20 protein-coding genes are annotated in these 23279 nt (G+C 48.0%); 13 read left to right on the top strand and 7 right to left on the bottom strand.

Translation table 11 applies throughout. From position 1 onward, the window contains the following. Positions 1-6: 6 nt before the first annotated feature. The gene (locus CIK04_RS04265; RefSeq protein WP_097352562.1) at positions 7-618 is read right to left on the bottom strand and encodes an HAD family hydrolase; all 612 of its coding nucleotides are present in this window, start codon (positions 616-618) and stop codon (positions 7-9) included. A 102-nt stretch (positions 619-720) separates the two neighbouring features. Here CIK04_RS04265 and CIK04_RS04260 point away from each other — a divergent pair, with 102 nt between their 5' ends. Next, positions 721-1797 (top strand): low specificity L-threonine aldolase, encoded by a 1077-nt coding sequence (locus tag CIK04_RS04260; protein ID WP_038940094.1) that lies wholly within the window; start codon positions 721-723, stop codon positions 1795-1797. 49 nt (positions 1798-1846) lie between these two features. Beyond that, complete coding sequence (locus tag CIK04_RS04255) at positions 1847-2839, top strand: S66 peptidase family protein (protein WP_097352563.1); 993 nt, start codon at positions 1847-1849, stop codon at positions 2837-2839. Positions 2840-2842: 3 nt separating this feature from the next. On the opposite strand, the gene CIK04_RS04250 is transcribed toward CIK04_RS04255, so the two are convergent. Beyond that, a complete protein-coding gene (locus tag CIK04_RS04250) occupies positions 2843-3925 on the bottom strand; it encodes a PQQ-dependent sugar dehydrogenase (RefSeq protein WP_097352564.1) in 1083 nt (360 codons plus the stop codon). Between the two features lie 135 nt (positions 3926-4060). Here CIK04_RS04250 and CIK04_RS04245 point away from each other — a divergent pair, with 135 nt between their 5' ends. Then, complete coding sequence (locus tag CIK04_RS04245; protein ID WP_097352565.1) at positions 4061-4663, top strand: DUF1294 domain-containing protein; 603 nt, start codon at positions 4061-4063, stop codon at positions 4661-4663. A gap of 81 nt (positions 4664-4744) precedes the next feature. Here CIK04_RS04245 and yiaY read toward each other — a convergent pair whose 3' ends face one another. After that, on the bottom strand, positions 4745-5893 hold the full coding sequence (gene yiaY / locus CIK04_RS04240) for an L-threonine dehydrogenase (RefSeq protein ID WP_017422506.1): 1149 nt from the start codon (positions 5891-5893) through the stop codon (positions 4745-4747). A gap of 346 nt (positions 5894-6239) precedes the next feature. On the opposite strand from yiaY, the gene yegD reads away from it, so the two are divergent. Then, entirely contained in the window at positions 6240-7592 is a 1353-nt protein-coding gene (gene yegD / locus CIK04_RS04235; protein WP_097352566.1) for a molecular chaperone, read from the top strand. Between the two features lie 252 nt (positions 7593-7844). On the opposite strand, the gene CIK04_RS04230 is transcribed toward yegD, so the two are convergent. After that, a complete protein-coding gene (locus CIK04_RS04230; protein ID WP_097352567.1) occupies positions 7845-8234 on the bottom strand; it encodes a rhodanese-like domain-containing protein in 390 nt (129 codons plus the stop codon). Positions 8235-8415: 181 nt separating this feature from the next. On the opposite strand from CIK04_RS04230, the gene CIK04_RS04225 reads away from it, so the two are divergent. From CIK04_RS04225 to CIK04_RS04195, 7 genes are all read left to right on the top strand, one after another. After that, positions 8416-9453: a hypothetical protein gene (locus tag CIK04_RS04225; protein ID WP_017422510.1), complete on the top strand. Its 1038-nt coding sequence runs from the start codon at positions 8416-8418 to the stop codon at positions 9451-9453. A 103-nt stretch (positions 9454-9556) separates the two neighbouring features. After that, positions 9557-9760, top strand: a complete 204-nt coding sequence (locus tag CIK04_RS04220; protein ID WP_011081017.1) for a hypothetical protein — start codon at positions 9557-9559, stop codon at positions 9758-9760. Positions 9761-9783: 23 nt separating this feature from the next. Next, the gene (locus CIK04_RS04215; RefSeq protein WP_039545383.1) at positions 9784-10734 is read left to right on the top strand and encodes an SRPBCC family protein; all 951 of its coding nucleotides are present in this window, start codon (positions 9784-9786) and stop codon (positions 10732-10734) included. Continuing rightward, on the top strand, positions 10731-11237 hold the full coding sequence (locus CIK04_RS04210; RefSeq protein WP_072599739.1) for a hypothetical protein: 507 nt from the start codon (positions 10731-10733) through the stop codon (positions 11235-11237). The genes CIK04_RS04215 and CIK04_RS04210 overlap by 4 nt, the downstream gene beginning before the upstream one ends. Positions 11238-11426: 189 nt before the next feature. Then, on the top strand, positions 11427-12554 hold the full coding sequence (locus CIK04_RS04205; RefSeq protein WP_038940101.1) for an efflux RND transporter periplasmic adaptor subunit: 1128 nt from the start codon (positions 11427-11429) through the stop codon (positions 12552-12554). Continuing rightward, positions 12554-15604, top strand: coding sequence for an efflux RND transporter permease subunit (locus CIK04_RS04200; RefSeq protein WP_097352568.1), 3051 nt, complete (start codon positions 12554-12556; stop codon positions 15602-15604). Before CIK04_RS04205 ends, CIK04_RS04200 begins: the two co-directional genes overlap by 1 nt. Positions 15605-15757: 153 nt before the next feature. Further along, positions 15758-17029, top strand: coding sequence for an MgtC/SapB family protein (locus CIK04_RS04195; protein WP_045594812.1), 1272 nt, complete (start codon positions 15758-15760; stop codon positions 17027-17029). A gap of 63 nt (positions 17030-17092) precedes the next feature. Here CIK04_RS04195 and CIK04_RS04190 read toward each other — a convergent pair whose 3' ends face one another. Beyond that, on the bottom strand, positions 17093-18853 hold the full coding sequence (locus CIK04_RS04190) for a M4 family metallopeptidase (RefSeq protein ID WP_232708648.1): 1761 nt from the start codon (positions 18851-18853) through the stop codon (positions 17093-17095). Positions 18854-19330: 477 nt separating this feature from the next. On the opposite strand from CIK04_RS04190, the gene CIK04_RS04185 reads away from it, so the two are divergent. Then, entirely contained in the window at positions 19331-20386 is a 1056-nt protein-coding gene (locus CIK04_RS04185; protein WP_232708649.1) for a signal recognition particle, read from the top strand. A 205-nt stretch (positions 20387-20591) separates the two neighbouring features. Further along, positions 20592-20966: a PilZ domain-containing protein gene (locus CIK04_RS04180; protein ID WP_011151906.1), complete on the top strand. Its 375-nt coding sequence runs from the start codon at positions 20592-20594 to the stop codon at positions 20964-20966. A gap of 131 nt (positions 20967-21097) precedes the next feature. Here the strand turns inward: CIK04_RS04180 and CIK04_RS04175 are convergent, their stop codons facing one another. Both CIK04_RS04175 and CIK04_RS04170 read right to left on the bottom strand, forming a co-directional pair. Further along, positions 21098-21478: an STAS/SEC14 domain-containing protein gene (locus CIK04_RS04175; protein WP_039538309.1), complete on the bottom strand. Its 381-nt coding sequence runs from the start codon at positions 21476-21478 to the stop codon at positions 21098-21100. Positions 21479-21885: 407 nt separating this feature from the next. Further along, positions 21886-23139: an aromatic amino acid transport family protein gene (locus tag CIK04_RS04170; protein WP_017422519.1), complete on the bottom strand. Its 1254-nt coding sequence runs from the start codon at positions 23137-23139 to the stop codon at positions 21886-21888. Positions 23140-23279: the final 140 nt, after the last annotated feature.

The following is a 23279-nucleotide window of genomic DNA, read 5'->3' as shown; positions in this document are numbered from 1 at the left end:
CTTTAGTTAAACATCTCTTTGTTGCAGTTTTTCTAGTAACTCATCCAGCCTAGTGACCGTGATGGACGCTAAGCTGGCAAACCCTTTATCTTCCCCATTGGTCACAAGGCAAGAGGGCATGTCTGCGTTGTAGGCCGCCTCAAGATCGTAAAGATAATCCCCCACATACAGTATTTGATGACTCTTGAGTTGCCATTGTGTTGCCAAGTGAATTAGGGCTTTTGGGTCGGGTTTTGGCGCGCAGTGTTCACGCGTGATCAAATGCTCGATGTCTATTTGTGTCTGTTCGAGCTTGAGCTGACTGGCTTGCAAGCAATTCCGAGTCACGATTGCTGATTTGATTTGCTGCTGTTTCAGGTAGTGAAGCAGGGCGTGGCAGCCAGGTAATGGCTGAGCGTGTTTGGCGTCGGACAGCTCATGATCCAAAATAGTTTGCTCTGCGTACCGTTGTGCTTGCGTATCGGTCATTGCCTCCACAAAGCAAAGCAGGTCGATCTCCTGCGGGCAACCGAGCTGTTGACGAAGCTGTGAAAAATTGAGCTCACAGCTGACAAGGGTGTTGTCCAAATCAAAAATAATGGCTCGTATTTCATTGATTTCTAATGTGATTGGTTTCATGAGCGCCCTTATGTTTGTGGCATTAAAAAGAGTTTATCCCTTTACTTGAGTTTTATACGACGATAAGTTGAACATGTCTCGAAAATCAGAAGGAAATCTTTGATGAAAAAGGATTTACGTGCGCATTGCCACACCATTATTGCGGGCAATCACGAGCAAAGCCCAGCAGAACATTTCTACGCGATGGCGAAATGGTGTGAAGAGCACCAAGTGAAGCACGATGTGTATGGTGATGGGGAATTCATCAACTCATTTCAACAAAAAGTGGCCGACCTTTTAGGCTTTGAAGCGGGTTTGTTTGTTATTACGGGCACCATGACGCAGGCCACGGCCCTTGAGTTGGTATGCCGTAAAAAACGCAATCCTGTGGTAGCGATGCATGAATCCAGTCATATTTATCGTTTTGAACGTCAGGGTTATCAACTGCAGAATCGTTTTTCCATTTTGCCTCTGGGAGATATGTTCCGACCTTGGACAGCAAAAGATCTCAACGCTTGGCCAGATGAAATTTCAGCAGTCTTGTATGAGCTGCCCATGCGTGAGCTAGGTGGGCAATTGCCAAGTTGGGACGAACTCAATGACATCAAAGCCGAGTGTGAACACCGCGACATTCACCTCCATATGGATGGCGCTCGTTTATGGGAGTGCGCGGCCTATTATCAAAAGTCATACAAAGAGATTGCCACGGGTTTTCAGTCGGCTTATGTCTCTCTCTATAAGGGCATCAATGGCTTAGGGGGATCATTACTACTCGGAGACAAAAAATTCATCGAGCAGGCGTCGATTTGGATGAAGCGCCAAGGTGGCAATGTATATCATCGCACGCCTTACGTGGTGTCTGCTGCAATGCAGTTTGATCAACAATTGGCGAAAATGCCGGCGCTGTTTGCGCGCACACAGCAGATCTACCAAATCCTCCGCGAGTTCCCACAATTGGCCGTCAGCCCTTATGAACCGCAAGCGAACATGCTGCATTTGATTGTGCCGCTGAGCCTTGAAAATGCCATCGAGTTGCGTGACCGAGTGGCCGAGCAAAAAGGCGTTTGGTTAGGGCATCCGCAAACCACGCAGCACCCTGAACAATCGATCTTCGAGTGGTATGTGGGCGATAGACTGCTCAACATCGCAGATGATCAGTTGCGTGAAGTGTTGGCTTACTTAGCAAATGCAGAGTGTTGATAATAAGAAACATCAGGTAGATAACGTCAGTAAAAGGAGTCGTGACGTCATGATCATCCCCAAATCACTTAAGCCTGGCGATACGATAGGCTTTTTCTCACCATCTTCTCCCGCGACGCACTTTGCACCAGAGCGTTTTGCGCGGGCGAAACAATACGTTGAGAAACGGGGCTACCAACTGAAAGCGGGGAGCCTAACGGGAAAGAGTGATACTTATCGATCAGGCTCGATTGCCGAGCGTGTTGAAGAGCTTAATGCACTGATTCGCAACCCTGAAGTGCGATGCATTATGTCGACCATTGGTGGTTACAATAGCAACTCATTGCTCCCTTATCTGGATTACCAAGCGCTTCGCGACGATCCGAAAATCATCGTCGGTTATTCGGATGTGACCGCGCTCCTGATGGGCATTTATGCGCAAACGGGCATCGTGACCTTCTATGGCCCAGCTTTGGTCGCGTCACTGGGGGAGTTTCCTCCGTTGGTGGATGAAACGTTCCAATCTTTTACCGACATTGTCCAATCGCTGGAAAATCTACATCACACCTATGTAATGCCACAAGGCTGGAGCGATGAGTATGTGCCTTGGCATTTGCAATCGACCAGTAAACACACTAACCCTAACCAATGGTATTTTGCAGGACAGGGCGTGGTGGCAGGTAGAATCATTGGGGGCAACCTCAATACCATGTCTGGGATTTGGGCCTCGCCTTACATGCCAGAAATCCAGCAAGGCGATATCTTGTTGTTGGAAGATTGCTTGCAAGGCATTGAAGTGGTGGAACGCGCTTTTGCGATGTTGAAACTCAATGGCGTGTTCGACAAGGTCGGGGCTATCGTGTTAGGTAAGCATGAGCTGTTTAACCACAAGGAAACAGGAAGACAACCGATTGATGTCTTGAACGAAGTACTCAATGGTCAATCGGTGCCAATTTTATGGGACTTCGACAGTTGCCATACCCATCCTATGCTTACTGTGCCCCTTGGCTCTATGATGACGATAGACTTCGAGCAGCAAACGGTCAGTGTCTCCCTTGAGTGAGGTTTACGGAAGCACTTGGTAAATGTTGCCATTGTCCGTGGTGAAATAGAGATAGTCATCAGGGCTTAAGGTGATGTCTCTAACTCGCTCGTTGAGTTTTTCAAATAAGCGGTCAGTCTCTTTGAGCTGGTCGTTTTCGATGCTCACCACATTGATGTGCGTGAGCTTTAATGCGCCGATCAGCAGCTTGCCGTTGAGGCTTGGGTAACGCTCACCGCGATAGAAAATGAGGCTACTTGGGGCAATAGACGGTATATAGACCCATTTGGGCGCTTCGATGCCGGGCAGTGTATCGGCTTCTCCAACGCGAATCGGACCCCAATATTCTTTGCCATGAGAAGTCTTGGCCCAGCCGTAGTTCTTTCCAGCTTGAATGAGGTTAATCTCATCGCCCCCTCTTGGACCATGCTCAACAGACCAGAGTTGCTGTGTTTTGTCATCGAAAAACAGTCCTTGTGGGTTGCGATGGCCAAAGCTCCATATCTCCTTTTTCACTTCACTATTGTCGATGAATGGATTGTCGTTGGGTATTTTTCCATCCAGTGTCAGGCGCAAAATGGTGGCAGCATGGTTGCTCGGATCTTGCCCGTTGTCTCGAACGCCACGATCGCCAATGGAGAAGTAAAGGTGATTGCTGTCATCAAAGGCGATACGACTACCGAAGTGGCGACCGGTTGTTGACGCAGCATCCGCGACAAACAGCTCTTGCCAGTCGGAGAACACTTTGTTTTGCAAACGGGCAGTGGCCAGTACCACGGTTGTGCCAGTGTCGACTTCTTTCGAAAAGGTAAAATAGAGCTGCTGACGTGTGATGGGGGAAAGGGCAACATCAAGTAACCCGCCTTGTCCTGAGTTGTCGACATTGGTGACTTGATAGAGTGGGGTTTTCTGACTTTGAGTGACATCGAGCAACGAGATACGGCCATTTTTCTCGGTAATGACGGCGTTGGCGCTGTCGATAAATTCAATTCCCCAAGGAATTTGATAACCCGAAGCGATTTTCTTTAGCTTGAGTTCCTCACATAGAGTGGAAAACGACACCAACCCCATCAGCACGGTTGCTAAACACTGACCTGCCCATTTCATTACAACGATCCTTTTGAGTAAATCCCTTTGACTTGATTAGTTTGAGTATATACCCAATGCCCGTCGAATTCTGACCTATACTTATCCACTAGGAGAGCTGTGTTCTGTTAAATCAATCACTTTTGGGGCATAAGTATGGCGTACAAAGGAAGAATCGCTCAATGGAGCCAAGACAAAGGTAATGGTTTTATTAAAATCGACGGTTCGGGAGAGATGGTTTATTTCAATAAAGCAGAAGTGATCGGCAGTGCTACCTTAGACGATGTGGTGACGTTCGAAGTGGAGCGAAACAAACACGGACAGGTCGTCGCGGTGGCTGTACAAAAAGCGTTTGTGTTCTCTTTTGCAATCGGGGTGGCCATTATTTTTCTCACTGCTGTTTTTGCGGGTATTTGGTTATTCCGTTACCCCGCATTAGCGGTTCTACATTACTTTTTTATCAGTGCAGTCATGTTCGTGCTTTGCGCATTTGATGTCTCTGCCGCCAAGGAGAGCAAGCCAAGAGTACCAGAAATGTTGTTTTATATTCTGGCATTGATTGGCGGTTGGCCCGGAGCATTCTTTGCTCACGTGGTTTTGAGTCACAAAGTCGGTAATACCCCCTTTTTGGTCATGAGCTGGCTGATGGCGCTGATTAACATGGCGGGTTTTGCTTGGACATTAACCGATTATGGCAAAAGCTATCTCTACTTGATGTTAGATAGGTTACCTCTTTATTTGATTCCAGGTTTTGCGTAAGCATTTAGAGTCCACATTCACTATTAAAAAAAGCGCTCCGAAGAGCGCTTTGTTCATCTTGATTTGCAAGCCTTAAGGAGATTACATCGCTGCTTCAAAAATCGCAGAGATCTCTTCGTGTGTCGCTTGTTTCGGGTTGGTGAAACCGCAGGCATCTTTCAACGCATTGTCGGCAAGTGTTGGAATGTCTTCCAGTTTCGCGCCAAGTTCGCGAATTCCTGTTGGGATACCAACATCTTTCGCGAGTTGCACAATGGCTTCGATCGCTGCGTCTGCACCTTGCTCTGCGCTCATACCTTCAACATTGACACCCATTGCTTTTGCGACGTCGCGTAGACGCTCAGGGCAAACTTGTGCGTTGTAGCGTTGTACGTGTGGCAACAAGATTGCGTTACATACACCGTGAGGTAGGTCGTAGAAGCCACCCAACTGGTGTGCCATTGCGTGTACATAGCCCAATGATGCGTTGTTAAATGCCATACCTGCCATGAACTGTGCGTAAGCCATTTGCTCACGCGCTTCAATATCTTCACCGTGCGCAACCGCAGTACGAAGGTGAGCTTGGATAAGCTCAATCGCTTTGATTGCAACTGCATCAGTAATCGGCGTTGCAGCAATAGAAACGTAAGCTTCTACCGCGTGAGTCAGTGCATCCATACCCGTTGCTGCGGTGAGTGATGCAGGTTTTGCTAGCATCAATTCTGGGTCGTTTACTGAGATAAGTGGCGTTGTGTGTTTATCGACGATCGCCATTTTAATATGACGTGCTTCATCGGTGATGATACAGAAGCGAGTCATTTCAGAGGCCGTACCCGCCGTTGTATTGATAGCAATCAGCGGTAGCATTGGTTTCGCTGATTTGTCGACACCTTCGTAATCGGCAATGGCGCCACCATTTGAAGCCACCAATGCGATACCTTTGGCGCAGTCGTGTGGAGAACCACCACCTAGTGAGATCACGAAGTCACAATCGTTTTGCTTTAGAAGCTCTAAGCCTGCGTTTACGTTACTGATGGTTGGGTTTGGCTGCGTACCATCAAACACAACTGCGCTGACACCACGCTCAGACAGAAGGTCCTGAACCTGCTTCACCACACCGATTTGATTTAGGATCTTGTCGGTAACAATCAAACCTTTTGTAAAACCTTGAGCCTTAATGCTATCTGCTGCGTCTTTTAGGCAGCCTGCGCCCATTAGGTTCACGGTAGGGATAAAAAATGCACTTGCCATGTTGGATTGCTCCATCGTTGTTAGTTAATAATGATTCCTCTTCTAGCCATTACTTTGTCATATGAGTGGTGAAAGCAAACTTGATCTCAAACAAGTTGGGGGAGGGAAACCCCTCTCTAAAAACAGGAACTGTGAACAGGATCTTGTTGCACATAAATTTCGTTATCTTATTGATAAATTTCTTTAAAATACAGAGTGATAACGCAATCGATTTTCCACTCGTTTTCGGTTGTTAGCTGAAAAACGGTGTTTATTGATTGCCAGTGCAAATTGAATAAGGGGCTTTTTCTGGCTATTTGCTGGGCGCTGCGTTAGCATTGCCGACCTTTTTTTGGCTGGAGGTGTTATGTACATTGGTTTCGATTATGGAACGGCAAACTGTTCAGTGGCGAAAATGCAAGATGGCGAGCCAGAGCTACTCGCTATTGAAGGGTCAAGTCACTATATTCCGTCAACACTTTCCGCCCCAACAAGAGAATCGGTTTCCGAGCATTTATTCCGACATCGAGAGATCAAACCGCTCGACAAAGTGGGTGAGCAGGTATTACGACGAGCCATCAACGTCAATCGAGAAGAGAGCATTGAACTGCATCCGGAAGATGTGGTGTTTGGCCAGGCGGCGCTTGATCGCTATTTGGCAGACCCAACTGATCTCTATTACGTTAAATCGCCGAAATCGTTTCTTGGCGCTTCTGGCCTGCATGACGTGCAACTGAGCTTCTTCGAAGATCTGGTTTGCGCCATGATGGCTAACATCAAAACCAACGCAGAACATTCGGCGCAAGCGGTGATTCGTGATGCGGTGATTGGCCGTCCTGTGAACTTCCACGGTCGAGGTGGCGAAGAGGCAAACCGTCAGGCTGAAGGCATTCTGCGTCGCGCAGCGACACGCGCAGGCTTTAAGAACATAGAGTTTCAGTTTGAACCGGTTGCTGCTGGTTTAGAATATGAAGCAACTCTGCAGCATGACAAAACCGTATTGGTGGTTGATATTGGTGGCGGTACGACTGACTGCTCGCTGATTGAAATGGGGCCAAGCTGGCGTGGAAAAAACGAGCGTACAGGCAGCTTGCTTGCTCATTCCGGCCAGCGAATTGGTGGTAATGACCTCGATATTTATCTTGCGTTTCGTCAACTGATGACGCCATTTGGTTTTGGTAGCAAAGCGGTCAGCGGCATTGATATGCCAAGGACTCAGTTTTGGAACCCAATCGCCATTAACAACGTTCAAGCGCAAAACGACTTCTATGGGCGCGCCAATCTAGCGGCGCTTAAGCTGCTGCACAAAGAAGCCCAAGAGCCAGAAAAACTGGCTCGCTTGCTCAAGGTCTACCATGAAACACTCGGTTATCAGATAGTCAGACGGGCTGAAGAGGCAAAAATTGCCTTGTCGGATAGCGAACACTACCAAGTTACCCTCAATCTGTTTTCGGAACAGTTACATGTGGATGTCAGCCAGAGCGAAATGATTGAAGCGATTGAGTCGCCAAAGAGCAAAATGGTGGAGCTAGTAAAAGAAGCTGTTGATCAGGGTGGCGTGAAGCCGGATGTGATCTTTATGACCGGTGGCTCTGCTCGCTCCCCGATTTTGCGCCAAGCCGTAGAGAGCGAATTACCGAATGTGCCCGTTGTCAGTGGCAACTATTTCGGCTCGGTTACCGCAGGTCTGGCGCGTTGGGCGGAGGTTTGCTTTCGCTGATTACGTTAATGCATTACCGTTTGACCTTACCCCAAGGCAAAGGTTTATACCTATGATGGTCGTTAATCCGAAAGTAAGGTGACTTATGGGATGCTGTAATCAAGCGCCGAAAGGTGGTGGTGGAAAACCATCTACACTGTTCATTACCATTGCTGTGATGATGGCCGTGGTGTTTGCCTTAGCCTTTTTCGCTGGCTAAAAAGAACAAAAGGCGCTCTGGATTGAGCGCCTTCTTCATTTCTGCTTGATGGATTATTCTTCTGGTTTGACGGCCAGCATTTCTTCAATGCCCCCGCCATTTAACAGCAATGTGTAGCCAGATTGAGAGAGGAAATCGTACGCTTGGCCGGAACGATTGCCACTGCGGCAGTACAGAACGATGGGCTGACTCTTGTCGATCTTGCTAAAGCCCTTTGCTAGTTCATTCAAAGGGATGTTTACCGCCCCTTCGATGTGTTTTTGCTGAAACTCGGCGGGTGTACGCATATCAACAACGAGCGCGCCTTGTTCGATCCACTCCCACGCTTCTATTGCTCGATTTGACGCATGAGCGAAGGAGGAAACACAACTGAGCAACAGCAGGCTTAAAAATGCGCGCCAATGTGTATACCAATGAGTTTGTTGTTGGTTTTTTTGTCGCATGAAGACTCCTAATAACACCGCTAACCTGTCTGTATTCTCAACAAATTGGAGAGGATGCAAACAATGTGTCTAATCATTCTCCGAACGACAGGATAAGTCTCGTTTTTGAACGGAAATTGTGAAGTGAATCATGTATTCTCGCCGCCTTAGTCACTGACTCACAAATAAAAAATAAATCACTATGCATTACGAGCAACAACTAGGGTATCGCTATCCCAAAGGGCGATTTGCACTTATTAGTGTGTATTCTTTTACTGGCGCTGCCATTTTGGCGTCCACCATTTTTTCATTGCTGCTGTTTTTATCGATAGATGACAACCCCTTGATGCAGGCCTTATTTGGCGGTTTGGCCATCATTTTCGAGGCTGGAAAGTTTTACGCTTGGTACGAGTTTGGTGAGCGACGTGCACACCGCAATTATTCTGGAGCCATCACTGCGTTTGTCTTTTATTTGGTATTAGCCGCGATTTCTATTGGCGGCAGTATCGGCGGGATTAACAGCGCGACCAATACCGCGCAGAATCACATTGCACTGGAACAGGCTAAAGTCACCGCTTTCAATCGCCAAATTGAAGCGATTGAAAAGCAGATTGAGTTAAACAATCTGGCTGCGCAAAAATACATTGAGATGGAACGGATCGCCACAGGGGTGAATCGAATCCAACAGCAAAACGATACTCTGCGTAAAGAACAGCAAAAATTGGCTATGCAACGAGACAGCTTACCGCCTGTCGCGCAAGGCTCAGTGGTGGGGCTCATCGATAGCCTAGCGGCAGCATTTTCAATTCCCTCTGGTCAGGCACAATTGGGGCTTGTGGTCTTTTTGTCGGTGTTGCTGGATTGCTTTGCAGCCTTCTTTGTTGGGGTTATTGGCGAAGAGCAACGTTTTCGTCATTGGTATCGCCGTTTTGGTGACAACGCAGCCGAACAGGGTGAATCCGTCACTCCGGTTGGGTATTTGCCGCATTTGCATGCTCAGCAAGATTATCCGATTGCCGCGACTAAGGAAGCTCAGCCCGAGCCATCGCCACTTTATCTCGATGTAGCTCAAGCATTGGCAAGGAGCGAGCTCTCTTGCAGTAAGAAGGCGGTTGCCAAGCACTTTAAACTCAGTACAGAAGAAGTGGATCGGCTGTTTAACGAATTGATCAGCGCGGGCGTGGTCGGTAAGAAAGCCAATAACCACTACCACTGGTTGGGCGACGCCGCAGTGGCGTAGAGACCGCTTTTCAGGGAGCATTTTGCTCCCTTTCTTTATTCCTGGGAGTTGGTTAATATCCGAAAGTTCAAAGATTTGCTTAAATGGATATTAGGAGTCGTCGATGCAAATGAAATTACCCACTCTTGCGGCATTATGTTTGGTTACTTTACTGGCGGGTTGTAGTGCTCATCAGAAGAAAGAGATTAAAGAAGGCTTTACGGAAGTGGGCCATGCCACCAAAGATGCGGCAAAGAAAACCGGCCATTTTTTCCGTGATACCGCGAAAGACATTGGTGAAAACCTCGACGAAGCCACCAGCCAATGATCCTCTAGCCGAGAGGTAGTGCAATGCGTATTGATATGACAGGGACTTGTGTTAGTCGAAGTATCTATATTGATAGGAAACCTGAAAAGGTCATCGACTATATCAGCGATTTTGGGACTTGGGCCAAGTGGTCGCCATGGTTAATTTTGGAGCCGAAAAGCGAGGTTACCTTTAGTACTTTCCAGCAGCAGCCTGGGGCTCAGTACGCATGGAAAGGTGAGCGTATTGGTGCAGGAAAAATGGAGTTAGCGCACCTGTATGATCATCAACTCGTTTTCCGCTTGAGCTATCTCAAACCGTTCAAAGGCGAGGCGGAAGTCTATTTCAATGTTTCTCCTGAGCAGCAAGGTTGCCGCGTTGAGTGGCAATTTCAGGGTAAGTTGCCTTGGTACATGTTTTTCTTCCGTCAAATGTTTGGGGCGGTGCTCGGTATGGATTACGCGCGCGGTTTGAGAATGTTAAAAAGCGCCATTGAAACTGGGCACGTGTACTCGAAGCTGAAAGATCTCGGTGAAAAAGTGGTGCCGCAAGTGCATTACATTGGCGTAAAAGGCAGCGCCACTACCGACGACGTAGGCCACTTAATGCAGCGTCATTTCGATAACTTAGAAGACTATGTAGCAGAATACCGAGTTCCGGTGTCTGGTGAGATTTTTAATCTCTATCATTCTATGTCACTGAAAACGGGTTTGTTTGAGTTCACCACCTGCATACCCGTTTCCTACCCGATTGAAGCCAAAGGCAAATTCGTGGCAGGGACTTTGCCTTCCATGCCCGTTTACGTGGTTGAACACCAAGGCGAGTACCAGTTTCTCGGTAATGCCTGGTCGTTTGCTTCGTCATTAACCAGGGCGAAAAAAATCAAAACACGCCATAAGCCGTTAGGCATAGAGAAATACCTCAATGGGAAAATGGGCGTGGAGCCAAAAGAGTTGTTAACCGAAGTGATGTTAATCAAACGGAGTGAGTCATGAATAACTTTGCTATCGAAACCATGTTGATCATCTTGCTGGTTCTGTTTGTGCTGCTGGTGGCTATGCAAGCCTGGCTTTGGTTACGTCCGTTTGCTTACGATTTACGTTTGCCCATTGCGTTGAAGCAAAGTGTTCGCTCTTTAATGACTTCGCTCGATCAAGTGAAACCGCAGGGTGTTATCGAAATGAGGTATGCCGATTTATTTGAGCAAATAAGCCTGAGAAAAACGCCAATGCCGAAGAAAATCGAATTGGTGAAATCGCTATTTGATGAGGTAAAAACGCAGCCAGTTCCTAAAGGGCGAGATCAGCACGAGCAAGAGATTATCACCGCGAGTGTGCATCAGTTTGATGCTTTGTTAAGTCAAGCGTCACTCTCTTCACGTTCTCTCTGCTATTCCAATACTGGGTATTTTATTTCAGCTTGTGGCGTGTGGTTGTGTCAAATATTGCTCGCCAAGGAAGAAGGGGCGATCGCATCCGTGGATGAAAAAAACAGGTAGCCACTCAGCGAAATGTTCAAAAAAAGCCGCTTTTGCGGCTTTTTTTGTATTCGGAGAAACAGAAATAGCGCATTTAGGATCTCAAATAACGGACAAATATCACCTTTCAGTAAACTTTTGAGTTTACCTTTTTGTAATTTGCAATAAAATAAACTCCAAAGTTTACTTTTTTCTTTTTGAAGGTGGAAAATGTCGTTGGTTGATCCTCTAATTGGAAGTCGATTTGGTCGTCAGTTTAGAAGGCGATGCCTTAGCGTACGCTACATAAGCGCTGTGGCGGCCAGTTTGCTGGTGGTGGGATGCAGTGAGCCTGTTGCTCAGCATGTGGCAGCGCCAGTGGTTCGCCCTGCATTGGTGGAGCGTGTCTCTACCGAGCAGGATAACGCGCTGAGTTTTAACGGGGTAGTGCAAGCGGCGGAAAGAGCAGAGCTGTCGTTTCGCGTTTCTGGGCGATTGACACAATTGCTTGTGAACGATGGTGATACAGTGAAAAAAGGCCAGCTACTCGCCCAATTAGATGCGCGTGATGCCAAGACGGCGTTAGCTTCAGCTCAATCAGAACTCGATAACGTGCAGGCGGAATACGCGCGCGCAAAAGCCATTTTTGAAAAAAGCCGAGCGATCACCAAAAGCGATTTGGATGCACTCGCGACACGGTTGAATTTGTCGAAAAATCGAGTGGAAGAAGCGCAACGCCAACTTGAATACACCAGTCTCTATTCTCCTTTTGCTGGGGTTGTTGGGCTGACGCAAGTCGACAACCATACCCAGGTTCAGGCGAACCAGCCGATTGTAACTTTGCACAACCTGCAGCAGTTAGAAGTGTTGGTGAACATTCCCGATACCGTGATGTTGACCAGTCAGCACAACACGCGTGCGTTTGCTGAAATCGCGGTGATTCCAGAGCATCGTTTCCCTTTGACCTTGAAGCATTATTCCACCCAGGCGGACGCGGCAACGCAAACTTACGCCGTGACGCTGGCGTTCACCGATGTGAATGGTTATCGCGTGCTTCCGGGAATGACGGTGAAAGTCGTGCCGGACACGGCTGAGCGCCAACAAACGGAAGCTCAACGCATCACGCTGCCTTTAACGGCGGTGATCTCAGATAACCAAGGTGGCCAATATGTGTGGGTGGTCAACGGAGATAATCGCGTCGCAAAACGCGAAGTCAAAGTCGGTGAGCTTCGCCAAAATCGCATCGCGATTGATGACAATCTTGCCTTGGGCGAAAACGTGGTGATTGCAGGAACAGGCTCGCTCACAGAGGGCATGGCGGTTCGCCCTTACACAGAATCGACCCAAGGAGCTCAGTAATGAACCTTGCTGGCTATACCATTGCAAAGCGTACCAGTGTTTGGGTATTGATTGCGCTGACCTTACTCGGCGGGTACATCAGCTATCTCAAACTTGGCCGATTTGAAGACCCTGAATTTGTCATCCGCCAAGCGGTGATTAACACCCCCTATTATGGTGCCACCGCACAAGAAGTGTCAGACGAAGTGACGGATCTTATCGAAGGGGAGGTTCAATCTCTGCAAGAGTTGAAAGAGGTCAAATCGGTTTCCAAACAGGGCATGTCGGAAGTGACGGTGGAGATCAAACTGGAGTTCGCTCAAAGCTCTGCCGAACTGCAGCAAGTTTGGGACAAGTTAAGACGCAAGATCAGCGATGTGCAAAGGCAGTTGCCGCCGGGGGCTGGCCCTTCCATCGTTAACGATGATTTTTCTGATGTGTATGCACTGTTCTTTGCAGTGACCGGAGAAGGCTTTAGCGACAAGCAACTGCAAGACTACGTGGATACACTTCGCCGAGATTTGGTGTTGGTGCCTGGGGTGGCCAAAACGGCGACGTTAGCGGAGCAGCAAGAGACCATTTTTGTGGAGATCTCTTCAGAGCGATTAAAACAGCTTGGTATGTCGCTGGAGAAAGTGACGCAAGTGTTGCAGAAGCAAAACCTGATTACCGTTGCTGGCAGCATTGAAACCGAGGCGATGCGGTTACCGGTGATCCCCGATAGCTCGATTCGTTCACTGCAAGACATCCGCAATCTGCAAGTTGGCCTTGGGGCCGACAACAAAGTGGTCCGTTTGGGCGATATTGCCAACGTTGTTCGTGGGTACCAAGAACCAGCGACGATGCTGATGCGTTACAACGGACAACGCGCCGTTGGTTTTGGTATTTCCAACGTGATGGGCGGCAACGTAGTTGAGATGGGGGATGCCGTTAAAACGCGATTGGCTGAGTTGGAAAACCAACGTCCACTTGGTATGGAGCTGCATGTTATTTCGATGCAGTCGGACTCGGTGAGAGCGTCGGTTGCGAACTTTATCGACAACTTGATCGCAGCGGTAGCGATTGTGTTTGTTGTGCTGCTGCTGTTTATGGGGGTGAGATCGGGCATCATCATCGGCTTTGTGCTGTTGCTGACGGTGGCGGGAACGCTGTGCATCATGCTAATCGATGACATCGCGATGCAGCGTATTTCGCTCGGCGCGTTGATCATTGCGTTAGGGATGCTGGTGGACAACGCCATTGTGGTGACCGATGGCATTTTGGTGCGCATGCAACAAGAGCCAGACTGTGACAAATTGACCATTGTCAATGAGGTCGTCGAGGCAACCAAATGGCCGCTGCTCGGTGGCACGGTGGTGGGTATTTGTGCCTTCAGTGCTATTGGTTTATCGCCATCGGACATGGGCGAGTACGCTGGTTCGCTGTTCTGGGTGATCCTCTATTCCATGCTGTTAAGCTGGGTGTTTGCTGTGACCATCACACCAATGTTGTGTCACGATTTTCTAAAAGTAAAACCGAATCAGGGAGATAACTCCGTTGGCGTTATGATGCGAAGTTATCGCGGCTTGCTTAGCTGGGTATTGCGTCATCGCCTTATTAGCGTTGTGGCCATTTTGGCGATGCTGTTGACCTCCGTGTGGGGGGCGAAGTTTATTCCTCCGGGTTTCATGCCGGACTCACAGCGTGCGCAATTTGTGGTCGACGTCTACCTACCACAAGGGTCGGATATTCGTCGCACTGAGCAAGTGGTCGCGCAGATTGAAAATGAGGTGAAAAGTAAGCAAGGGGTGACCAACATCACCAGCTTTATTGGTGGCGGTGGTTTGCGCTTTATGTTGACTTACTCACCAGAGGCACGAAACACCAGTTACGGCCAATTGTTGATTGACATTGATGACTATCAGAAAATCGCTGCGTTGCTGCCTGAACTGCAAAATGAACTGGATGCCAAATACCCAGATGCATCGATTAAAGTGTGGAAATTCATGCTGGGCCGCGGTGGTGGTAAGAAGATAGAAGCGGGCTTCCAAGGCCCAGACAGTGCCGTGTTACGTGGTTTAGCTGAACAGGCCAAAGCGCTGATGATGGCAGATGACAATTTGATTGCGGTGCAAGACGACTGGCGTCAGCAAATGCCGGTGGTGAAACCGGTCTACTCTTCAGAAAAAGCGCAACGTTATGGCCTGACCAATCAAGAGATCAACCAAGCGATCAGTCAGACGCTGTCAGGCAAAAATGTTGGGGTTTATCGTGAAGGTGATGACTTAATCCCGATTGTGCTGCGAGCGCCCAAAGAAGAGCGCCAACACGCTAGGGCGATCGAAAACACCTTGGTTTATAGCCATGCAGTTGGGCAGTCTGTGCCAGTAAGTCAACTGATTGAATCGGTGGATGTGGTTTGGCAAGACGCCATCTTACGTCGCATTGATCGGGTACCGACGATTTTGGTTCAAGCAGACCCTGCACCAGGTGTTCTCACCGCAGATGCGTTTAATCAAATACGCAGTAAAATCGAGGCCATTCCTTTGCCGGCGGGCTACGAGCTGACTTGGTATGGTGAGTACAAAGCCTCCAATGACGCCAATGAAGGTTTGGTGATATCGGCCCCTTACGGGTTTTCCGCGATGATTTTGTCGGTCATTTTCATGTTTAACGCGTTAAGACAGCCGCTGGTGATCTGGCTAACGGCACCTTTGGCGGTCATTGGTGTCACGGTTGGCCTGATTGTCTTCCAAACGCCCTTCGAATTCATGGCGATTCTCGGCTTTCTTAGCTTGATCGGCATGATGGTGAAAAACGCCATCGTTTTGGTGGATCAAGCTGATGTGGAAATTCGACAAGGCAAGTGGCCGTTCCAAGCCATCATCGATGCGGCGATGAGTCGTGCTCGACCTGTGCTTCTTGGCGCACTGACCACGATATTAGGTGTTGCACCACTGTTGGTTGATCCCTTCTTTAAAAGTATGGCGGTCACCATCATGTTTGGCCTGCTGTTTGCGACCTTGTTAACACTGGTGGTGATCCCGCTTTTCTATGCCATGTTGTTTCGCATAAAAGTGGAGCAAATTTAACGTGACGAACAAACGCTACTCGGTTGAGTAGCGTTTTTTTTAAGGCGATTTCTGCGATTTTTGCACAATTCTTTATGCAACTGACGCCACTTCACAGAACCTGTCACACAACACGCTAAACTAACCTTAACCCTTCGCCACAGGAGTCTTTTTATGGATTTCAATCAACTGGTTAGCGGTCAACACCCCGTGTGGAATGTCATTATTGCGTTGCTGCTTGGGGCGATCATTGGCACACAGCGTGGCTGGGTGATGCGAAACAGCGCTGAAGGCAGCCGTGTGGCGGGGATTCGCACCTTCTCCTTAGTCGGCTTACTGGGCGGGTTAACGGCATTGCTCGCCAGTCACACATCGCCTTTCGTACTTGGTTTTGCTTTGCTCGCCTTGGTGGCTCTGGCTTCTATTGCCTTCATTATTCAGCAAAAAAACAGCCAAGATATCAGCATTACTGGCGTTGTCAGTTTGCTGGTGACGTTTGTGATTGGCAGCTTAGCCGTAGTGGGCGAGGCTGTGTTGGCGGCATCGGCAGCGGTGATCACTGCCGTTGTATTAGATAACAAAAAGGAGCTTCATCAAGGATTGCAGCGTCTGCAAGAATATGAACTGGACGCCGCTTTACGGTTGATGATGATCTCTGTGGTGTTGCTGCCTTTGTTGCCGAACCAAACCTATGGCCCTTGGAATGCCTTGAATCCGTATGAGATTTGGTGGATGGTGGTGCTGATCGCCAGCATTTCCTTTGTGGGGTACTTTGCGATCAAAATCGGCGGCGCCAAACGTGGAGTGTTATTTACCTCCGTTTTTGCCGGACTGAGTTCGTCAACGGCACTGACACTGCAATTTTCCAATCTTTCTCGAGAACAACCAACGATTAGCCCTTTGCTTGCCAGTGGCATACTGCTCAGCTGTGGCACCATGTTTCCACGTTTACTGGTGGTGCTTTCGGTGCTAAACCCGGCCTTGGTGACACAGTTGTGGCCGATCGTACTATTGATGATGGCAGCCTTGTATCTTCCTGCTTGGTGGATCTGGCGCTATAGCGATGTGGAGTTTAACGAGCAAGCAGGCAAACAAACTAACCCTCTTGCTCTTCAATCGGCGTTGTTCTTTGGTGTGATTTTGGCGGTGATTATGCTGCTTTCTCACGCGTTATCTGAGTGGTTTGGTAGCGCTGGTACACTCATCCTTGCTGCGCTCTCGGGCATTACCGATGTGGATGCCATCTCGCTTGCTTTGGGGCGACAAAGCACGCAGGGCTTAAGTGTTAGCACCGCGGCGTTGGGGGTGTTTATCGCCGCTTCCGTCAATACGTTGGTCAAAATGAGCATGGTGGTAGCGATTGGTGATCGCAAGTTGTGGAAACGCGTGGCGCCGGTGATGCTCGCCAGCGTCGCGATTGGCGGCGTGACATTTTGGATCCTCTAGTCAAACAGAGGCCCAGCATTCACTGGGCCTAGGACATTATGGAAGGTCGACAATATGACTCTGCTAGTTTTGGTGAACAAAAGGACCCGCTGTGGCGCTAGAGGCCACATTGCCAGCAGAATCATAGACTTTCGAGGTGACGTAATACTCATAAGTCATCCCTTTAGAACCGTTGAAATTATACGAGTGTGACGTCACTTGCTCGTTTTTTACATACGTGCCGCAGCAAGAAAAGGTCACTTCCGTCGATGAGGCGACATCCGTATCCCAGCTGATTTGGAATTTCACCCCTTTGATGGTGCGACTACTTACATTGGATATCGCGATATCACCGCCAGTACCACCTGAACCACCACCGCTACCACTACAGAGCGTTTCGGTCACGCCCACTTCATCCCAAGCGTCAAGGACGTTGGCGGAGTAGGTACCAGCAACGGCATCTGTGGCGGCGCGCGCTAAACAGAAATCCGCATTGGGTGGCAGGGAAGTAAAGCCGTTATAAACGATTTGCGTTGCGGCATCCAAACCGATACCCGCCACATCGCTACCTGAGGCAAACTGTCCATCAGCATTTTGTCCGCCATTGACTAATAAGTAGTACCAGTGGTTGATGATGCCACTGTTGATGTGCACACCACCATTGTCGCCAGTGCCTGTGTATCGTTCATTGTAGTGAGAGGGATCGCCATCTTCTCCTGGATCAGCCATATTGCGGATGCCGTTTGAGTTTGGTGTGATGTCTTCGCCGATGGTCCAGTTGCCACTGCCATAGTAAAACTCAATGTTGGTGCCCATGATGTCGGAAAATGCTTCATTGAGTGCGCCAGATTCATTTTGGTAAATCAGATCGCTGGTTGCGTCGGTCAAGCCGTGCGAAAGTTCGTGTCCCACCACATCTAAATCGCCGGATAAATTAATGAAGGAGATGCCATCCCCATCTCCGTAAGCCATTTGATAGCCATTCCAATAGGCGTTGTTATAGTTGCGTTTAACATGGGCGGTTGACACCATCCCCTGCGAATAGTGACTCAACCAGTTGAATTGCAGCACGTTCAAAAAGTAACTGTCAGTCACATTGGCAAAGAAATGCGCATCGACCATCGCCGCTTGGCCAGGGGAAGTGCGGCCAGGTTCCACCCATTGATCGTCACTATCTGTGGCTAGATCTCCGGGTAGTCGACTGCGGCCACCGGCATCATAGGTAGAAAGGCGACCATTTGCAGAGACCATTTCGAAATTGCCGCGATTAAATGTGGTCAGCCCGGACAGATCTTTGCTATCCCCATGAACACCGGTTCCACTGCCGGTTGTTAATCCATCATAAGCATTGAGCACTTCGCCCGTTTCGGCATCAATCCAATAGTGCCAACGGCTGTCAGCACGTTGATTTTCTACGATATAAAAGAACAGCCCATTGGATGGGTTAATAAACAGGTTAGTCGTCCACCGTCCATGGCCACCAATTTTCATCATCACGATGCCTTTGGCCGCTTCGGCTTTCAGTTTGACGGAATTACTTGAGAGTAAATGGTCATAGCGACGACCAATCACCGTGACGACATCGCCACTGGCCGCCGTGATGAGGCTGATTTCTCCGCCAAATACAATGGCATTTTGAAAGTGCTGCTGAAAGCGCTGTGTTTCCATTCCGGAATGACCAAGCGCAAAGCGTTTCACCAAGGTGGCGTTGTCTGGAAGGACAAAGTTTTTCGCTTGAAGACCTTTCAAGCTAGGACTTGGATGAGCGTTGGGACCATTTGCTGCCATGCTTGAAGGAGCGGCTGCGAGCAGGCAAGTTGCGATGATGGTGGTTTTGAAAGTCATGAACGCCTCCAAAGTGAAGTCCATTTTGTTCTCATCATAGGATTGCAATACTGCTCATTTCACGACCGTGTGAGAACTCGCTATTTATGAGTTTGTCACTAAAGGTAAGTGTAGGTAGGAAAAGGGCTGCCATCAAACCACATCACGAAATTGATAATAATTTATTCGAATAATGAAATGGATATATTGTTAAATGTGTTATTTATGAGACGAGTAGGAGAGAGTGATTGATGTGATCAATAAATGAATTATAATCTCAGCAAATTTTTCTAAGATGTCCCATAAATCTGTTTGCTCTGCTTGTGGTTTTGTCACTGGATTGCGTGCTGTCGTAGAGTATAAACAAGGAAGTCATTTTTAGACGTCTTAATCAACCGAAATAACAAGTTGGCTTGTATTGTGTATTTGGACTGATTGAGGTTTCACGTTTTGTTTTCTATATCAAACTCTTTTATTTCCTCTTTGAAGCGAAACGCTTTGGGGGGATTACTTCTTGCTGCGATGAGCTTTCCATTGGTAGCCGCCCCTGATACAACGGTATTAACACCCGATCAAGATTGGATGCCAACCACGGATTTGAGCTTGCCACGACAAATGAAAATAGGTGCGCTCGAAAACGGCATTCGTTATGTTGTTATGCCATCACGCTATAGCCAAAAGACGGTGTCACTTCGCTTCGAATTGCAAACGGCATCCAATCAGACTTGGCTTGTGGCCAACGAAGCAGACCTGAACTCGCGTTCTCTCAAAGAGGCCCTTGTTGAACTGCGTGGCAAAGTATTGGTGAACGACAAAGTTCCCGCCGCTCCTCAAAGTAAGCTGACGGTGATTTTGGTGGGGGATGTTCAGGTTCGTGATGCGATCGATCAAATTGACATCGTTTTTGGTGGCGCCAAGATCGGCAACTCGATTCCAGGTCGTTTGTTTGCTGAAAAGCCAACTTCAAGTCTTGAGCAACCAATGGATACTGAGACGTCAGCTCAGCCAGTGGCCGCCAACATCTATTTGAAAACGCGCCTGACTGATGACCAAGAAGACAGCAAAATGCGTCGTAAAGAGCTGACAGCAAGTCAGTTAGCTGATGATGTTTTGATGGCGCGATTGGAAAAACAACTGTTAGAAGCCAACATCGGTCTCGTGGCGGTTGAGATGGAAGAGAGTTGGTCTCGACAGCAATTGGTCAGCACGATTACAGTGGCCCTAAGCAACGAGGAAGAGCTAGACAGTGCAAAAATCATCGTTGCCAAGGTGCTGGAAGGGGCAAAAAATGGCAATGTGACGGCGGATGAGTTTGCGACACAAGTTCAATTGAGACACGACTTGTTTAAGCGTCATCTTAAGGTTTCATCTTCGCAACAAGCCGATGGTATTGCACAAGCAATCCGCTTTAATCGCGTTTATGTGCAGCCATCTGATGAGTTGAGATTATTCGAGTTCCATATCGCACATATGACTGAGAGCGACGTCAGTGAGGCGATGATCGTCAACTGGTCAAAAGGCACTGAAATGCTTAGTCACGTGACCGGTCAATAATTCTCCAGACTTTGATAAAGCCAACTTGTTGTTCGAGTTGGCTTTTTTATATTTCCTATCCCTCTGTGGTATGACTCTTGCTTCAATACACTTGTGAGCGTTATCTGCCATTAAAAACGGCGCCTTGCCTTGATAAATTCTCAAATTGAGAATGGTTTTAGGAAAGAAAAGGCGCATTGATAGGCAGAAGCGATACAGGGAGGCAATGACGATGCAAAATCATGACGATCAAAAGCGAAAGTATTACCGCTTAAAATATCCTGTGAAGGCACTACCACGTGTCCGTATCAACGGTGATGTGTACCACGTGAATGAAGTTTCCGAAGGGGGCTTACGGGTTACACTCTCTAGCATCCACCAATTTCATCAGGGTCTGATGATTCGGGGAACGTTGCAGCTGCTCAACTGTGTGTTGGCTATCGAAGGGCGTATTTTGCGTTTCGATCAAGATGAAGTGGTGTTAAAGCTCTCTAAAGGCCCGAGTTTCAAGCATATGGCAGCAGAGCAACGTTATCTCTTGCAGCATTTTCCAACTCATATTCATATGCTGCGCCGAGCGGCGGCGAATCAAGTCGCGTGATCTGATTTTCCTAAGTACATTTCCCAACGACATTGCTCAAGGTCACTGAAACGAACGCGAAGCGGACTAGGACGCTTCGCTTGGTCGTTCACTTTAATAGTAATAGGGTAATTTGGCTTGAGTCTGATCCGTTAATCTGCCAACCATGTGATTGCCGAGTCATAATCACCAAACGATTTCATCTCGCCAGAAATAAACCAGCTGCCTACTTTGGCTGCGAGTTCTTGCCAATTTTTGTCACCATAAACAGCAACTTTATTGACGCTGAAGCCGATTTTTAGACCCAGTTGGAAGTCATCCCAGGCAGCTCTAGGCTCCCAGCCTGAAAACTCGCTAATGTCTGCGAGCATATTCATCTGTTGTCGATTGATGCCCGCAAGGGCTGCTTCCAGTACCGGAGCGATCGCTTGGTAATCTTGATGGGTGAGTGTGCCCGTTGCTTTAAAAACCAATATGGTTTGTGAGCCAATACGCTCAATGCCAAACGTGATGCCGTGACGTTGATTATTCACCTTGTGTCTCCTCACTTTATGGTTTGTTTGTAAGAGCTTAGAGGAGATTCGAACTCTAAAGTGGGAGCCGATTCAGAGTTTCGTTATCTCTGTTGGCGTGAATACTATCGCGATGTTGGCGTGTTTTGAAAATTTCACTCAATTGTCATAAAAATTTAATTTTGTTATGCGTTGTGTTCCGGGCGGGAAATAATAATACTGTCAATACAAACTGAAAAAACAATAATATGAGGAGAGTGGATATGCAGCATCAAGAAATGATTCAACCAACCCATCTTGGCGTAATTGGCCGAACTTGCATTTTATCTCTCGGTATTGTTGCAAGTTTCCTATTTCTAATTTGAATGCGCAAAGTTGCTGTGAACAGAATGAGCAAGGGCTCCGTGGGAGCCCTTGTTCATTTTCGGTTAGATAATCGCAAACAGCAACGCAGAAACGGCCAGTAACCCTGTCAGCAAAACAAACACAGTCGTGGCTTTACCACGATAGATTCTTAATGAATCAACTTGGTAAATGGCGTAAACCGGCATGATAAACAGGATCATAGCGATGACTGGGCCAGATAAGGTTTCCATCATGCCGAGAATGCTCGGGTTGATCACTGCAGCAATCCAAATTGAGATAAACAAGCTGACGATGGTCATTTTATCGGCGCGTTGAATTGGCATTGACGTGTGCTTGGTTAGCAATCCGTTTAGGCTTTCTCGTGCTCCTAAAAAATGGCCAAGGAATGACGACGTAATGGCGATAAATGCAACCAGAGGGCCAAAAGTCGCAATAAATGGGTTCTCTGTTGCATTGGCTAAATAGGAAAGTACCGACACATTTTGTGCTTTTGCTTGCGCCAATTGCTCTGGGCTTAAAGAGAGTACGCAGGAGAAAACAAACAGCAGCACAAAAGCAATCAACATGATGCTGGTACGCTGAAGAATCTGTTCTGATTTACCATTCGCCTGCTCACCGTAATGGCGTTTTTGCACGCCAACGAAGCTGGAAATGGCAGCGGCATGGCTAAACGAGAAGATCACCACAGGCACGGCTAACCAGACGGTTTGTAGAAAATCGCCGGCAGAAGGTAGTGCCAAGGAAGGCAGTTGCCAACTCGGGATGAGATAAAGCGACAAAAACGCCAGTATGGTGGCGAGTGGGTAAACCATGGCTGCAAACGCACGCAGCATGAGCTTCTCACCGCCGAGCATGATGGCAATTAGGCTGAAAACCAATACACCAGACAGCAGCACTCGAGGCAATGATTCCATTCCCGCTTGATTGACCATAAAGCTGTCAACCGTGTTGGTGATGCCCACGCCATAAATGAGCAGAATGGGGAATATCGACAAGAAATAGAGCAAGGAAATCAGACGACCTGCTTTCGCTCCAAAGTGCTCCTCGACAACATCGGTAAAGTCCGCATCGGCTTGTTTTGACGAGAGCACAAACCGTGCAAGTGCACGATGGCCCCAAAATGTCATGGGAAACGCCAAAAGCGCTAAGAGCACCAAGGGCCAAAATCCGCCGATTCCTAGGTTGATAGGCAGAAAGAGAATGCCAGCCCCCACGGCGGTGCCGAATAAACTCAATACCCAATGAGTGTCGTGTTTTGTCCAAGTTTTAGTAGGCAGCGTGTCACTAAAATTTAACGTTTCTCGAGATTCTTTCACTTAATACTCGCATGTATAAGAATTATAATTTTGCAAATGTTATCGACTTTAGAGATATATATCACATCGATGTTGTAGCGATATGTGCTGCGATTTGTCACATTATGTAAATTATCTCGCCGTCACTTTTTCATCAAATT

This window comes from Vibrio sp. 03_296, assembly GCF_002265885.1.
This window is presented reverse-complemented; position numbering and strand designations above follow the sequence as displayed.